Raw genomic sequence first — 13,283 nt, forward strand, 5'->3', positions numbered from 1 at the left:
GCCAGCAGCGCTCCGGCGACGACACGACGGACACCGCGCCGTTGACACGGCGAACACGACGAGACCGCGAGGGTATGTACTGACAGGTGTCTGCCTCGGGCAGGCGCTGGCCGCGATGCTCGTGGCATGACCAAAACGAGTGTCCCGATCACCGTCTTCGCCCGTACAACGTCCAGCCCCGCGCACACCTACCAGGTCATCGTGCCGATCGACCTCGCCCAGGTGTTCAAGCCGTGGGGACCGTTCCCCGGCGTCGCGGAAGTGCGCGACCAGACCGGCACCTGGAACCGGCCGGGGACGTCGCGCCAGACCTGGTTCACCGACGGCTCCAAGGCCGACGAGCGGCTTACCGAGATCGCGGAGGGGCACGGGTTCGCCTATGAGCTGAGTGGCTTCACCAACGTGCTGGCCAAGCTGGTCTCCGGGGTGCGCGGCGAGTGGTCATTCCTGCCCGCTGGGACCGGCACGTCGATCCGATGGACGTACGATTTCCGGCCGCTGCCAGGCCGCCGCTGGATCGTCGCGGGGCCGTTCAAGCCGCTCTGGGCCCGCTACATGCGCGCTGCACTCACCAGGATGGTGACCGTGGTGCAGAAAACGCCCGGTGGCATCATGGAGGAGTGAGCGACCTGAGCTTCGGCGCCTTACTGCGCGGCTGGCGCGACCGCCTCGACCCGGCCGATGCCGGCTACGCCCGGTCGGCCCGCCGCCGCGCCCCTGGCCTGCGCCGCGAGGAACTTGCCGAGCTCGCCGGCCTCTCCGTCGAGTACGTGCTGCGCCTGGAGCAGGGCCGGGCCACCAATCCCTCCGCGCAGGTGGTCTCGGCCATCGCCCGCGCGCTGCGGCTCATCCCGGCCGAACGCGACCAGGTTTTCCGCGCTGCCGGCTTGCTCGCCCCGCGCGACCAAACCGTCGGCACTCACGTGCCACCGAGCATCCGCCGCCTCGTCGCCCGCCTCGGTGACCTCCCGATCGGCGTGTTCGCCGCCGACTGGAGGCTGCTGTGGTGGAACGACATGTGGACGGCTCTGCACGGCGACCCGTCCGGCCTGGCGCCCGCCGAACGCAACCTCGCCCGGGCGCTCTTCGGCACGGGAGAGGGGCGCTGGCACCTGTACCCCGTCTCATCGGCGGCCGGGCAGTGCGCGTTCGAGACGGCGATCGTCGCGGACCTGCGCGAAGCGGTCGCCCGCTATCCGACCGACCCAGAGCTGGCCGCGCTCGTGGACGGGTTGCGCAGGGCCTCGCCGTTCTTCGGTGAACTGTGGGCCGTGGCGGGCATGGAGCAGCTGACTGGGGACCTGAAGACGATCAGCCATCCCGAGCTTGGCGACGTCACCCTGGACTGCGACGTGCTGACCTTGCCGGGAGTAGACCTGCGCATCGTCACCTACACAGCGGCCCCAGGAACCCGCAGCGCCGACCAACTCGATCTCATGCGTGCGTCCCGGCTCGCGAAGCCCGCTGACGATCGGGGCGCTGAAGACCTCATTCGGCATCTGGCCGTTCATCGTAAACATCCTGCGGGGTGCCAGAACACGGCCCTCGCCGGCCCAAGTGGGGCTGATCGCCCGGAGCAAGGACACCCTGGACGCTTTGGTGGGTGATTTGACCGGGCTGGGCATCACCGCTGCGGCTTTTCCCGCCGATATCCGAGATCGTGACGCGCTGGCCGATCACCCACACCGCACAGACCACGGTGACATCCGCCGCCGCGCAGTTCGAGCTGCATGTGCTGGGCGCGGTGACGGCCGTGGGACAGGTGCTCCCGCAGATGCGCGCCCGAGGCGAGGGGACACTGCTGCGGACAACCGGTGTGTCCTCCACGATTGCCGCGCCATCCCTGGCCAACGTGGGCCTGGCCATGGCCGGCTTGCGCAACTGGGCGCACGCGCTGCACGCCGAACTCCGCCCCCAGGGGATTCACGCGGCAACGGTGACGATCGCCTCCGGCGTCCAATCTCGTCGATCAAAGAGGAGCTGTCGTCGTTCACTACGCTGAGCACGGACATGCCTTCCCGGCCGGTGCCGCGAACACCGGTCTTGCTCAGTGACCTATCGATCAATCACTCGGGAAGATACGTCCTCCCCGAGCCGATCCACAGGTCCTGAGCATTGCTCCTGCGAAGGCTCCACAGGCGGGCGATCCGGCGTGGCTTCACGACCGGCGGCGACCCTGAGGCCCAGGTCGGCCCGCTGCGAACCTCACCTGTGGTCACGGAGGAAGGCGGAGATGCCGGCGCGGGTCGGGTAGTTCCGCAGGGGTGACGTCTCGCCCTGGAGGAACGCTGTGATGACGGCGGCGGCACGCTCGTTGTTGCCGTCGAGGCCGTTCCACATACGGTGCCCGACACCGGGCATGTACTGGGTTCGCTCGATGGCGGGGTCGGCGGCGAGGATGGTGGTCTGCCATTGGCGCATCTGCGAGGAGCATTCGGCGATCATCAGCATCGCGGGGGTCCGAGAGCGGCTCAGCTCAGGGGCGATGGACGGCGAGTCCTTGATCGTCTGCTGGATGCGGAGGCTCGCGGCGGCGTTGAAGGAGAAGTTCGCGGCGGTGTCCTCGGTAGGGATGCGGCCGGCGTCCGGCGCGCAGTAGGCGGAGGCTGTGTCGCTGCCGAGATCGGCGGCCTTGAAGGCGTTGACGCCTTCGGCCTGCGTGATCAGGCCGGTGTCGGGCGGCAGGAGCCCGAGTTGGATGAGACCGAGCGCGACGGCGTACCGGGGGATGCGCGTCGCCTGCGCTCCGGTCGGGCCCGGCGTGAGGCCGCGCACGGACGGTCGCCCCTGTTGCCCGCTGATCAGCGCGGTGGGGCCGTCCATGGGGCCGGGCTCGGCGATGATCGCCCGGTGCACGCGGGCGGCGGTGTCCGGGGTGGCCAGGACCCGGGTGAGCACGATCGCGCCCGCGGAGAATCCGAGGACATCGGCCGGACCCTTGTCCAGGCGATCGATGAAGGCAGCGAGGTCGCGTACGGATCTGGAGATCGTGTACTGCTCCATGGCCAGCAGATCGCTTCGCCCGCCGCCGGGGTGCTCGTAGGCGTACACGTCGTAGCCCTGTCCGGCCAGGAGCAGCAGGAATCGGTGGTCGAGCACGGAGATGGAGCGGACGGGCCCGCCGTGGAGGTACACGAGCGGCGTGGGACGGCGGGGGGCGCCGGCGGCGGGGGGATAGCGGTAGACCGCGACCCGGCTTCCTGTGCTCAGGCTCCAGTGTTTCGTCGCGACGAAGGGCAGGTCGGGCGGATACTGCCGGGTCGTGGGGACGGTGGGGACGCAGACCGACGCCGTGAGTACCGCGGCGGCGATCACCGGCGCGAAGGGCCATAGCCGGCCCCGCCAGGTATGACCGCGGCCGCGCCACAGTGCGGCGATGATTCCGGCGCCGAGGGTGGTCAGCCAGGCGGCGAGCCCGAAGCGCGCGCCGTCCGTCAGAACGATGAGGACGAGGAACAGCCCGGCCAGCCCCATGACGGCGAGCAGGGCCAGGATCAGGCGGCCGATGAGGCGGAGAGAAACGGAGAGAGACATCTATTTTCCAAACACTGTTTCAAAACGATGTTTGGATACGCTACCAGCTCCGCTAGGCTGGTCGTCGTGGGAAGGCCGAGAACAAACGACGACACCGTGAAAGACCGCCTCATCGACTCCGCGACCGAGATGTTCGCCACCCGTCCACGGGAGTCGATCACTATCCGCGCCCTGGCCGCCGCCGCAGGGACCGCGACCGCCGCGGTCTACTCGCTGTTCGGCGGCAAGGACGGGCTGATCGCCGAAGTACGCGACAGGGCGGTCGCCGGGCTGTCCCAGGACCTGTCGGCGGTACCTACCTCCGATGACCCCCTCGCCGACCTCTATGCGCTGGCGGTCGCGTACCGGCGATGGGGGCGGGAGCACCGCCACCTCTACACGGTGTTGTTCGGCGGCGTGCAGAGCTTCGACCCGTCCGGCGACATGGGTGCCGCAGATCCCGTCAGGCCGCTCATCGAGGCGATAGACCGCGCTCGGTCGGCCTGTGCGCTCTCGGGTGACGCGACCTCCATCGCGCTCTCCCTCTGGGTGACGCTGCACGGTCTGGTGACTCTCGAACTGGCCGGGGCCCTCGACGCCGCCACGGCCGAGACCACGTTCCGCTCGACGATCCCCGCCGCGCTGCGCGGCTGGGCGGCCTGACTTCGCAGCGTCAGCCCACGCAGCGCTCTCAGGCTGTCCTCCGCCTGACGGGGCTACGCGGACGTCACCCGGCGGGGACGGCTCATGGCACTCGCCGATGAGGCCCCCACGGAGACCCGCAACGGAACCATTTCATTCGGCAGACCCCGCGAAGGCGCGGGTCAGAGATCCTCGATGTAGCCGGCCACGATGTCGTCGGGCGGGTTGGTGTACAGGCGCAGGTAGCGGTCGTTGGCGTGGGTGCTGGGCCTGCCGGGCGAGCAAGTCGGCGCGGTTGGCGCGGCTGCCCTCCGCCGGATTCACCCTCGACGGGTGAAGCTTGCGATCGCCTCAGCGCACGCGGTCAAAACGCAGGATCATCGTCCCCCAACCGATCACACCTCTTCGCTCAGTCACCGTCCTCTTGGGGATCGCGGCTGCCGTCCTCGCGCTGATGTCCGCGCCGTGCGTCGCGGTCGAAGATGCCCAGGATCTCGCACGGTCCGCCTTCGGCGCCGATGGCGTGCGGCATCATCGTGGGAAACTCGGCGGCCTGGTTGCGCTCAAGGCGGAAGCGGCGGTTGCCCAGCAGGAGGATCGCCGTGCCGGACAGGACGACAAGCCATTCCCGGCCCGGATGGGCACGCATGCGTGCGGGATTGTCGGGCGGCGGCTCGGTCATGCGCTGACGCGTCACGGTCGTGCCGGGGTCGCCCTTGATCGGCCAGCGCATCAAGCCGTGCGTGCCGTCGATCATCGGGCTGGTGACGACGTCGTCGGTGGCGGTCTCGACCAACTGGTCGAGGGAGGTGTCCAGGGCGCGGGCGAGGGTGACGAGTTGATCCAGCGCGAGACGGCGCTGGCCGTTCTCGATGCGGCTCAGCGAGGACTGGCTGAGGTTGGCGCGGGTGGCCAGCTCTTCCAGGGACCAGCCCTGGGCGACCCGCAGGGCACGGATGCGCTTGCGTACGAGGCTGTCCAGACCTTCATCTTCTTGCTCCATAGGCAACATCCTATGCCCCTTCTGCAAGCCGGGGCTATCGTCGCACGTAGATGGCCCTGATCCGCCGGCCTGTGTCGTCGGGGCGCTGTCCCCTGACGCGTCCGGCGACTTCCCAGCTCATCATCATGGCGCCTGCCCTTTGCACCTGCGCTTTCTGAAAGGCATTCATGAGTACGAACCCGCCCGTACAGTCGGCAACCACCGAAGCAAGCGGCAGGGGCGCGCCGGACGCGCGCCAACTGCGCACCATCCTGATCGCCGTCTGTGTGGCATTGATGGCGGTCATCGCCTCGGTGACCGGGTTGAACGTCGCCCAGCCCGACATGGCCGTCGAGTTCGGCGCCGCACAGACCACCATCCTGTGGATCATCAACGTCTACACCCTTACTCTGGCCGCGCTGCTGCTGCCGCTCGGCGCGATCGGTGACCGGCTGGGCCGCAAACCCATGCTGATCACCGGCCTGATCATCTTCGGAGCCGCCAGTGCGCTGGGGGGCCTGGCCCCGTCCGCCGAGATCATGATCGCCGCCCGCGTGCTCAGTGGTGTCGGCGCGGCGATGATCATGCCGATCACCCTCGCTGTGATCACCTCGACCTTCCCCGACGAGCAGCGTGGAAAGGCGATCGGCGTGTGGACCGGCGTCGCCGGAGGCGGTGGGATCATCGGCATGTTCCTGTCCGCCTTGCTCGTGGACGTGGCGCACTGGCGGTGGCTGTTCGTGCTGCCCGTCGTCCTGGTTCTCCTCTCGCTCGGCATGATGCGGTCCGTGCCCAACTCTCGCGAGCACTCCGGGCATTCCTTCGACACCATGGGCGCGCTGGCCTCCGTCGTCGCCGTGGTGGGCCTCATCTTCGTCCTGCAGGAAGGCCCGGAGCGTGGCTGGAGCGACCCTGTCACGCTGACCGGTCTCGTCGTCGGTCTGGTGGCCCTGATCTTCTTCGTGGCCTGGGAGCTGCGCCGCAGGGGCACACCCCTGCTGGATGTACGCCTCTTCCGCGAGCGCGGCCTGGCCGGCGGCTCCATCACTCTGCTGGTGGTCTTCGGTGTCCAGGCGGGTGTCTTCGTGGTCCTCTTCCCCTTCCTGCAAGCCGTCCTCGGCTGGTCGGGACTGCTGTCCACCCTGGCGATGATGCCCATGGCCGTGCTGATGATGGTGGCCTCCGGCCTGGCGCACATGCCGGCCGCGCGTATCGGCGCCCGCTCGACCATGGCGGCGGGAATCGCGCTGTTCGGCGCCGGTCTGGCCCTCATGGCCGGCATCGTCTCCGTCGACGGTGGCTACCTGTCCATCCTGCCCGGCATGCTCGCCATGGGCATCGGCATGGGCCTGTCGATGACCCCCTCCACCGAGGCCATCACCAGCTCTCTGCCGCGGGCGAAGCAGGGTGTCGCCTCCGCGCTCAACGACATCACCCGCGAGTTCGGCACCGCGCTCGGCGTCGCCCTGCTCGGCGCTCTCCTGGCGAGTGGTTACCGCAGTGCCATCGATGACAGGCTCGGCGGCATCCCCCAGGGCGCGGCGGACACCGCACGCCAGGGCGTCGCCAACGCCATCGAGGCCGCGGGCACCGCCGGCTCCCACGCGCAGGCGCTGGTCGATGCCGCCCGTCAGTCCTTCGTCGACGGCTGGCAGCAGGCCATGTGGGCAGGTGTCGTCGTCATGGGCGTCCTGTTCGTCCACGCCGCCGTGCGCGGCCCGCAGAACACGCTCTCGGCGTCGCCGGAGGAGGAGACCCCCGACCGGGTGACCGCGTAAGAGCTCGTGGAGGACCTTCTTCGGCCAGTGGTCGGGTGACAGGCACGCCTGGCACCCGGCCACACTCGCGTTGAGGCCGTGCCTCCGAATAACTGGTCCAAAATGGCCTGCATGCCTACCACGCCCGAAGATCACATGGAGACTGCACAGTCCTCCCCCATCAACGCCTACGACATGATCGCCGAGGGGTACGCGGCCGAGAACGAGATGAGCCTCCCGAACGCGTACTACGAGCGGCCCGCAATGCTGGAACTCGCCGGGGACGTGACCGGCCGACGCATCCTCGACGCCGGCTGCGGCTCGGGTCCCCTGTTCGCCGCGCTGCGCGATCGAGGCGCCACCGTGACCGGCATCGACGCGAGTGCCGGGATGCTGGAGCTGGCCAGACGGCGGCTGGGCGCCGACGCGGATCTGCGGGTCGCCGACCTGGCCGGCCCGCTGCCCTTTCCCGACGACGCGTTCGACGACGTCATCGCGTCCCTGGTGCTGCACTACCTGGAAGATTGGGGACCGACACTGGCCGAGCTGCGACGCGTGCTGAAGCCTGGCGGCCGGCTCCTCATCTCGGTCGACCATCCTTTCGTGATCCCCTTCATGCGTCACCTGGCTGGGGAAAAGCCCAACTATTTCGGAACCCGCAACCGGACCGAAGAATGGACCATGGGTGGTCAGACCGCCCAGCTGAGCTTCTGGGACCGGCCGCTGCACGCGATGACCGAAGCCTTCACCGCGGCCGGCTTTCACATCAGCGCCATCAGCGAACCACCGTTCGTACCGGAAGCCCGCGAGCTGTTCCCCGAGGAGTTCCGCGAGATCACCGGCACGAGGTTCCTGAGCTTCCTGTTCTTCGTCCTCGAAGCCGGCAACGGCACCTCGTAACGATCATCGCGGTGGGCTGACCGTCACTAGAGACGACGAGATCCAGATGGGTCATTTAGTGGTCACGTCGGTTTTGCGTTCGAGCGCGCTCGAAGGCATAGCGTCCCCGCCATAACGACACAGACCTGGATCATCACTGGCGCGTCCCGCGGGTTCGGACGCCGCGGCCGCGGACCTCGTGCGCGACACCCTCGGCCGCTTCGGTCAGCTCGATGTGCTGGTGAGGGCACACGGTGACGGAGCGGCTCGATGTGCTGGTCGAACATCGCGACACCATCCGCCGCCGGATCCGTGAGCTGACCCTTTCCCTCATGGCGGTCGAATACAAGATCACCACGTACGGGGGCTCGACCGGGCCGGACGTTCAGGCCCTCGGCACCACCACCGGTACCGACCGCACGGCGCTGCCGGACGAGCCGCTGCGACGGGCACTTCCGGCAGAGTGAGGGACGCGGCTCTCCAACTCGTCGGCGGTCACTCCCCCGCCGGCGGGGCGGCGCGCCGCATGTCGAGCCGGGCCAGGCTGCCGTACGCGGTCGTGGTCTTTCGGCCGGCTGCCCGTGGCGGGATCAACGCCCCTTGTGCTGCCGCGTCGCACACTCGCGAAGGGCGTCGACGAACGTCGTGACGTGGGGTCGGTCGCTACGGCGGATCGCGGCCACGCCGATGTGCCGGATCGGCGCCGGCGGCCTGATCGGGACCGTACACAGGCCGGGGATCTCCGGGGTGAGCGCGATGGAGGGGATAAGGGAGATTCCCACGCCTGCGGCGACGAGCGAGCGGGCGAAGAAGTAGTCGGTGGTGGTGCCGCGTACGTCCGGATCGAAGCCGGCACGCTCGGCGTACCGGCGCAAATAGGTCTCGGTCTTCAGGCAGCCCAGCACCCAGGGTTCGGCCGCCAGCTCGGCGAGATCGAGCGCCTCGCGGTCGGCGAGTCGATGTCCTTGCGGCAGGACGACGTGCAGGGGGTCCTCCAGGAGCGGTGTCCACTCCAGGCTGGAGCTGGGGCCCGGCCCAACGGGGAGCGGGCCGTCGAAGTGGTAGGCGAGGGCGAGGTCCACGGCACCCTGGCGGACGAGCGGCAGGGTGTCCTCGGGCTCGCCCTCCCTGACGTGGAGCACGGTGCGGGGATGGACGGCCATGAGCCGGTCGAGAGCGGTGGGCAGCAGAAGCCTGCCGCCGCTGGTGAAGGTGGCGACGGTGAGCTGGGGACGGCCGGTGCTGAGCCGGGCGACCTGCTGTTGCGCGTGTTCGAGCTCCGCGGCGACGGCTTCGGCGGCGCTGAGCATGATCTGGCCGGCCTGGGTGAGGGTGACGCCACGGGTGCTGCGGGAGACGACCTGGGCGCCGAGACTGCGCTCCAGAGTGGCCACCTGCTGGGAGACGGCCGAGGGAGTGAGCCGGAGAGCCGTGGCCGCCTGGTTGAAGCTGCCGTGCTCCGCCACCGCCCGCAGGACGCGGAGCCGTTGTACATCGATCAACAGTTCTCCTTAATGCCTATCCAGTAAGTCAGGACTTCTGCTGATGACCATAAGGCTCCAGGATCAGGGGGTGCAAAGAATCTGCGTCATCGGCGGAAGCCGGTATTTCGGAAGAATCCTGGTGGAGCGCCTGCAGGCAGCGGGTCACCGGGTCACTGTGATCAACCGCGGCTCGACGCCGCCGCCCGCCGGCGTCGAGCACCTCGTCGCCGACAGGAACGACGAGGCCGCCCTGACGGCCGCGCTCGGCTCCCGCGTCTTCGACGTCGTGGTGGACCAAGTCTGCTACACCCCGGTGCAGGCCGCCATCGCCGCCCGCGCCTTCGCCGGCCGCACCCGCCGTTACGTCATGACCTCCACGATCGAGGTGTACGACCCCGCGACCGCCGCGCTGCCGCCTGTTCCCACGGGCACGCCGGTGCCGGAGGAGATCGTGGACCCGGCCACCTGGCAGGTGGCCATGGACCTTCCCTGGCACGACGACGCGTACCTGGAGGCGCATTACGCCGAGGGCAAGCGCCAGGCGGAGGCCGTCTTCGCCCGCGCCGGCGGCTTCGCGTTCGCCGGCGTGCGCAGCGCCCACGTGCTCGGCGGCGGCGCGCAGGAGTTCACCGGCAGGCTGGCGCACTACGTCGAGCGCGTCTCCGCGGGCGATGAGATCACTGTGCACGCCAAGGCGCTGCCCACGGTCTTCATCCACTACCAGGAGCTGGCGGACGTGCTGCTGTGGGCCACCACGGCCGACTTCACCGGTCCGGTCAACGCCTGCTCCGACGGCCCGCTCGACGTCCACCAGCTCGCCGCGATCATCGGCACGCAAGTCGGCCGGAAGCCCGTCCTCAGGACCGTCGCCGCGGACGAGGAGGCTTCGCCGTTCTCCTTCGATCGCCACTACGCCATGAGCAACGCCCGGGCGAAGGCGCTGGGCTTCTCCTTCGGCCACACCGGCGACTGGCTGCCCGGCGCCGTCGCCGAAACCCTGACCACCGTGCCGTCACCCGCCGCGAGGAACTGAGAGCCACCGTGCGCTACCGCACCATCGCCCACACCACCGTCAGCGCCATCGGCCTGGGCGCCATGCCGCTGTCCATCGAGCACCGCCCGGACCAGACGCGGGCCATCGCCACCGTCCACGCCGCCCTCGACGCCGGCGTCACGCTCATCGACACCGCCGACAGCTACCACTGGCACGCCGGCGAGGAGGGACACAACGAGCTGCTGATCGCCCGCGCCCTGGCCAGCTACGGCGGCGACACCTCCGGCGTCCTGGTGGCCACCAAGGGCGGCCGCGGCCGGCCCGGCGACGGCAGCTGGACCGTCACCGCCACCCCCGCTCACCTCAAGCAGGCCGCCGAGGCCTCCGCCAAGCGTCTGGGCGTCGACGCGATCGGCCTGTACCAGCTGCACAAGCCGGACCCGGACGTACCTTGGGCGGAGTCCGTCGGCGCGCTGCGCGAGCTGCTGGAGGCCGGCACGATCCGCGCCGCGGGAATCTCCAACGTCACCACCGCCCAGATCCGCCAGGCGCATGAGATCCTCGGTGACGGGCTCGTCTCCGTACAGAACCAGTACTCCTCCGCCGTTCGGGACAGCGAGCCCGAGCTGCGGCTGAGCACCGAGCTGGGTCTGACCTTCCTGCCCTGGAGCCCACTCGGTGGCATCTCCCGCAGCTCCCTCGACGGCCCCTCCGGCCCCGTCTCCGCCGGCACCGCCTTCCACCACATCGCAGCCGAGCGCGACGTCAGCCCGCAGCAGATCGTCCTGGCCTGGCTGCTCGCCCGCTCTCCGGCGGTGATCCCGCTGCCGGGAGCCAGCCGCCCGCTCTCCATCACCGACTCGGCCAGGGCCGCGGAGCTGACGCTGAGTGCCGAGGAGCTGGCGCGGCTGGAGGACGCTCTGCCGGGCTGAGGAGAACGGCGGCGCTTGCCGACCTCACCCCTCGCCGCGTGCTCCAGTACGTGATCAGGCCGGCGACCAGGATGTCAGTCGTGATCGCTTTCTCCGGTTCCGCCGCGCGAGCCGTAAGCCGGGCCGAACACGACCAGCAGCGCCAGCTCCTCCGTGACGCCCGCACGCGGATCAACGCCTGCTGATCCCCGGCCCGCCACGCCGCCAGCAGTGATTTGGCCTGTGTCCTCAGATTGGTGAGGTTCGGGCGGTCCGGCAAAGGTCGAATGACCGACACGACGGTCTCCTTCCGTTGGCTGCCTGCGCCCGTCACCATCAGGCCGAAACCATGGGATTGCTACATCCGGGTCCGCGCGTAGGCCTGCAGTGCGTCGCGGACGAACGTCGCCCCCGCCTCGTCGTCGTACATCGCGGCGAAGCGGGGGTCGTCGACGAACATGTCCCCGATGCCGTTCACCATCTCGATCGAGCGCTCCCGGTCGCCCTCGGCGGTGGGAGTGCCCGGGATCTGACTCAGCCACCGGACGTGCCGGGCGGCCAGTGACTGAGCGTGTTCCGAGGTCGGCGAATCCCCGGCCTTCACCGCGGCGACCCATGCGGCGACGAGGTCTTCGGTGTCCTGCTTCCAGGCCCGCTGCTGGTCGAGGCTCTTGCCGTGCCACCAGTCGTTGCTCACTTGGAACGCGCGCTCGCCCCAACGTGAGATCACCTCGTCTTTGTAGAGGTCATTGAACCCCGCCAACATGACATCCATCCGCGGTTCCACTCCCGCCTGCAGAGCCTCGAGCGTGTGACGTACAGACCGGACCTGCCGTTCGATGCGGGCGCGTTCCTCTTCCAGCGCGGCGATGTGGGCGCGGAGCCCGTCGAGCGCGTCCACCTCGTCGGCCAGGACCTCGGCAATGGCCGGCAAGCCCATGCCGAGCCGGCGCATGAGCAGGATCCGCTGGAGCCGGGCGACCGCGGTGGGGTTGTAGTAGCGGTACCCGTTCGCACCGACCCGGGACGGGGCCAGGAGCCCGACGCGGTCGTAGTGACGCAGGGTCCGGCTGGTGATGCCGGCCCTCGCCGCGAGTTCCTGGATCGTCCACTCCATCGTTCCAGTGTCACCCGAGGCGAAGCGTGGTCGCGATGATCTCCGAGGCGTCGGCGTGCAGGGCTTGGGCCGCCGTCTGGCCGGTCGCCGCCAGGTAGGTGTCGACCAGCCGGTTGCCCGCGGCGTACCCCGCGCCCATCGGCAGTCCCACCGGGGTGACACCGAGGTGCTCGGCGCCGGGGTCGCCGTGCACCCAGGCGGTGAAGTTCTGCATGCCTGTCACGTCGAGCCCGGTGAGCACCTTGGCGAAGACCTCGTCGTCGTGCAGGTGCGGTACGCCGATGCGGGCGGGGCCGAGCTCGTCGCCGTAAAGCTGGCGGGCGAAGGCGTCGGCCAGGCCCTCGCCGACGATGTGCTCGCCGACCGTGACGGTCATCGGGTCCCACACGACCCCGCCCGGGCTCCATCGCAGGTTGTGGTGCAATTCGTGCACGGCGGTGGCCTCCAGCCGCGCCACGTTCTCGGGGAAGGGCCAGAACGTGATGGCGATGTTGCCCGAGATGCCGCCGAACCCGGTCAATCCTAGGCAGGGACCCATGAAGTGCTCGTCATCCGGATCGCCGAGCACGAACAGCACGGTGATATCCGGGGCCTGCAGCCCCGGCGTCGCTTCCAGCAGTACGGCGAGAGCGTCGTCGAGCGCGCGTTGCATCCGCTCCCAGGCCCCGGCCGCCGCCAGGGTTTCGAGCGCATCGAGGCAACGCTCCTCGTCGCGGTCGACGGGGAACCCGGACGACTGGAGGTGTACGGCTACCAGGTCGAGCTCGCCGGGGTGGAAGCGGTACATGCCCTTGTTGGCCTCCAGCATCGAACGCAGCAGGTCAACGCGGTCCGCAACCGGGGCCAGCAGGATCCGCCTCATGGCGGAGTAGGTGTCAAGAACAGTGATCGACATGGCCCCGATGCTAGAAGTTGACGCAGCGTCAAGGTCAAACCAGCGGCGCTCCTCATCGAGATACAGCCAGGCCCGTCGCGACCGGCGGTTCGCCACTGCGATGGACTCA

The 13,283-nt window shown here is 69.4% G+C and carries 14 protein-coding genes; 9 read left to right on the forward strand and 5 right to left on the reverse strand.

Going from position 1 to position 13,283, the window contains the following annotated elements:
- Nucleotides 1-126 precede the first annotated feature (126 nt).
- From IEY87_RS34830 to IEY87_RS34840, 3 genes are read left to right on the forward strand one after another with little or no spacing between them, the layout of a single operon-like run.
- The gene (locus IEY87_RS34830; protein WP_189143077.1) at nt 127-624 is read left to right on the forward strand and encodes an SRPBCC family protein; all 498 of its coding nucleotides are present in this window, start codon (nt 127-129) and stop codon (nt 622-624) included.
- Nucleotides 621-1,607 carry a helix-turn-helix domain-containing protein gene (locus IEY87_RS34835; RefSeq protein WP_189143078.1) on the forward strand — a complete coding sequence of 329 codons (987 nt, stop codon included), beginning with the start codon at nt 621-623 and terminating at the stop codon, nt 1,605-1,607. The genes IEY87_RS34830 and IEY87_RS34835 overlap by 4 nt, the downstream gene beginning before the upstream one ends.
- 53 nt (nt 1,608-1,660) lie before the next feature.
- Nucleotides 1,661-2,002 (forward strand): SDR family oxidoreductase, encoded by a 342-nt coding sequence (locus IEY87_RS34840; protein WP_225277927.1) that lies wholly within the window; start codon nt 1,661-1,663, stop codon nt 2,000-2,002.
- A gap of 203 nt (nt 2,003-2,205) precedes the next feature.
- Here IEY87_RS34840 and IEY87_RS34845 read toward each other — a convergent pair whose 3' ends face one another.
- Complete coding sequence (locus tag IEY87_RS34845) at nt 2,206-3,534, reverse strand: alpha/beta hydrolase (protein WP_189143079.1); 1,329 nt, start codon at nt 3,532-3,534, stop codon at nt 2,206-2,208.
- 96 nt (nt 3,535-3,630) lie between these two features.
- Here IEY87_RS34845 and IEY87_RS34850 point away from each other — a divergent pair, with 96 nt between their 5' ends.
- On the forward strand, nt 3,631-4,176 hold the full coding sequence (locus IEY87_RS34850) for a TetR-like C-terminal domain-containing protein (protein WP_225277928.1): 546 nt from the start codon (nt 3,631-3,633) through the stop codon (nt 4,174-4,176).
- A 388-nt stretch (nt 4,177-4,564) separates the two neighbouring features.
- Here IEY87_RS34850 and IEY87_RS34855 read toward each other — a convergent pair whose 3' ends face one another.
- Nucleotides 4,565-5,167, reverse strand: coding sequence for a helix-turn-helix domain-containing protein (locus IEY87_RS34855; RefSeq protein WP_189143081.1), 603 nt, complete (start codon nt 5,165-5,167; stop codon nt 4,565-4,567).
- Nucleotides 5,168-5,325: 158 nt separating this feature from the next.
- Between IEY87_RS34855 and IEY87_RS34860 the strand changes: the two genes are divergently transcribed.
- The 3 genes from IEY87_RS34860 to IEY87_RS34870 all read left to right on the forward strand — a co-directional run bounded on the left by IEY87_RS34860 (nt 5,326) and on the right by IEY87_RS34870 (nt 8,240).
- The gene (locus tag IEY87_RS34860; protein WP_189143082.1) at nt 5,326-6,915 is read left to right on the forward strand and encodes an MFS transporter; all 1,590 of its coding nucleotides are present in this window, start codon (nt 5,326-5,328) and stop codon (nt 6,913-6,915) included.
- 135 nt (nt 6,916-7,050) lie between these two features.
- Complete coding sequence (locus IEY87_RS34865) at nt 7,051-7,794, forward strand: class I SAM-dependent methyltransferase (protein ID WP_225277930.1); 744 nt, start codon at nt 7,051-7,053, stop codon at nt 7,792-7,794.
- Between the two features lie 233 nt (nt 7,795-8,027).
- Nucleotides 8,028-8,240, forward strand: coding sequence for a MerR family transcriptional regulator (locus IEY87_RS34870; protein WP_225277931.1), 213 nt, complete (start codon nt 8,028-8,030; stop codon nt 8,238-8,240).
- Nucleotides 8,241-8,363: 123 nt separating this feature from the next.
- Here the strand turns inward: IEY87_RS34870 and IEY87_RS34875 are convergent, their stop codons facing one another.
- Entirely contained in the window at nt 8,364-9,275 is a 912-nt protein-coding gene (locus tag IEY87_RS34875) for a LysR family transcriptional regulator (protein ID WP_189143084.1), read from the reverse strand.
- 43 nt (nt 9,276-9,318) lie between these two features.
- On the opposite strand from IEY87_RS34875, the gene IEY87_RS34880 reads away from it, so the two are divergent.
- Together IEY87_RS34880 and IEY87_RS34885 are read left to right on the forward strand one after the other, a co-directional pair.
- Nucleotides 9,319-10,290 (forward strand): NAD-dependent epimerase/dehydratase family protein, encoded by a 972-nt coding sequence (locus tag IEY87_RS34880; protein WP_225277932.1) that lies wholly within the window; start codon nt 9,319-9,321, stop codon nt 10,288-10,290.
- Nucleotides 10,291-10,298: 8 nt separating this feature from the next.
- Entirely contained in the window at nt 10,299-11,183 is an 885-nt protein-coding gene (locus IEY87_RS34885) for an aldo/keto reductase (protein ID WP_189143086.1), read from the forward strand.
- A gap of 337 nt (nt 11,184-11,520) precedes the next feature.
- Here IEY87_RS34885 and IEY87_RS34890 read toward each other — a convergent pair whose 3' ends face one another.
- Both IEY87_RS34890 and IEY87_RS34895 read right to left on the reverse strand, forming a co-directional pair.
- The gene (locus tag IEY87_RS34890) at nt 11,521-12,279 is read right to left on the reverse strand and encodes a MerR family transcriptional regulator (protein WP_189143087.1); all 759 of its coding nucleotides are present in this window, start codon (nt 12,277-12,279) and stop codon (nt 11,521-11,523) included.
- Nucleotides 12,280-12,289: 10 nt separating this feature from the next.
- Nucleotides 12,290-13,174: a DUF2268 domain-containing putative Zn-dependent protease gene (locus IEY87_RS34895; RefSeq protein WP_189143088.1), complete on the reverse strand. Its 885-nt coding sequence runs from the start codon at nt 13,172-13,174 to the stop codon at nt 12,290-12,292.
- Between the last annotated feature and the right edge of the window lie 109 nt (nt 13,175-13,283).

The sequence above is a fragment of the Nonomuraea glycinis genome (genome assembly GCF_014646515.1).
Classification (GTDB): domain Bacteria; phylum Actinomycetota; class Actinomycetes; order Streptosporangiales; family Streptosporangiaceae; genus Nonomuraea; species Nonomuraea glycinis.

What these genes read in the sequence shown, in the direction of transcription:
- IEY87_RS34860 (WP_189143082.1), top strand. Translation starts at nt 5,326, where the DNA reads ATGAGTACGAACCCGCCCGTACAGTCGGCAACCACCGAAGCAAGCGGC.
- IEY87_RS34880 (WP_225277932.1), top strand. Translation starts at nt 9,319, where the DNA reads ATGACCATAAGGCTCCAGGATCAGGGGGTGCAAAGAATCTGCGTCATC.
- IEY87_RS34855 (WP_189143081.1), bottom strand. Translation starts at nt 5,167, where the DNA reads ATGTTGCCTATGGAGCAAGAAGATGAAGGTCTGGACAGCCTCGTACGC.
- IEY87_RS34895 (WP_189143088.1), bottom strand. Translation starts at nt 13,174, where the DNA reads ATGTCGATCACTGTTCTTGACACCTACTCCGCCATGAGGCGGATCCTG.
- IEY87_RS34845 (WP_189143079.1), bottom strand. Translation starts at nt 3,534, where the DNA reads ATGTCTCTCTCCGTTTCTCTCCGCCTCATCGGCCGCCTGATCCTGGCC.
- IEY87_RS34865 (WP_225277930.1), top strand. Translation starts at nt 7,051, where the DNA reads ATGGAGACTGCACAGTCCTCCCCCATCAACGCCTACGACATGATCGCC.
- IEY87_RS34890 (WP_189143087.1), bottom strand. Translation starts at nt 12,279, where the DNA reads ATGGAGTGGACGATCCAGGAACTCGCGGCGAGGGCCGGCATCACCAGC.
- IEY87_RS34830 (WP_189143077.1), top strand. Translation starts at nt 127, where the DNA reads ATGACCAAAACGAGTGTCCCGATCACCGTCTTCGCCCGTACAACGTCC.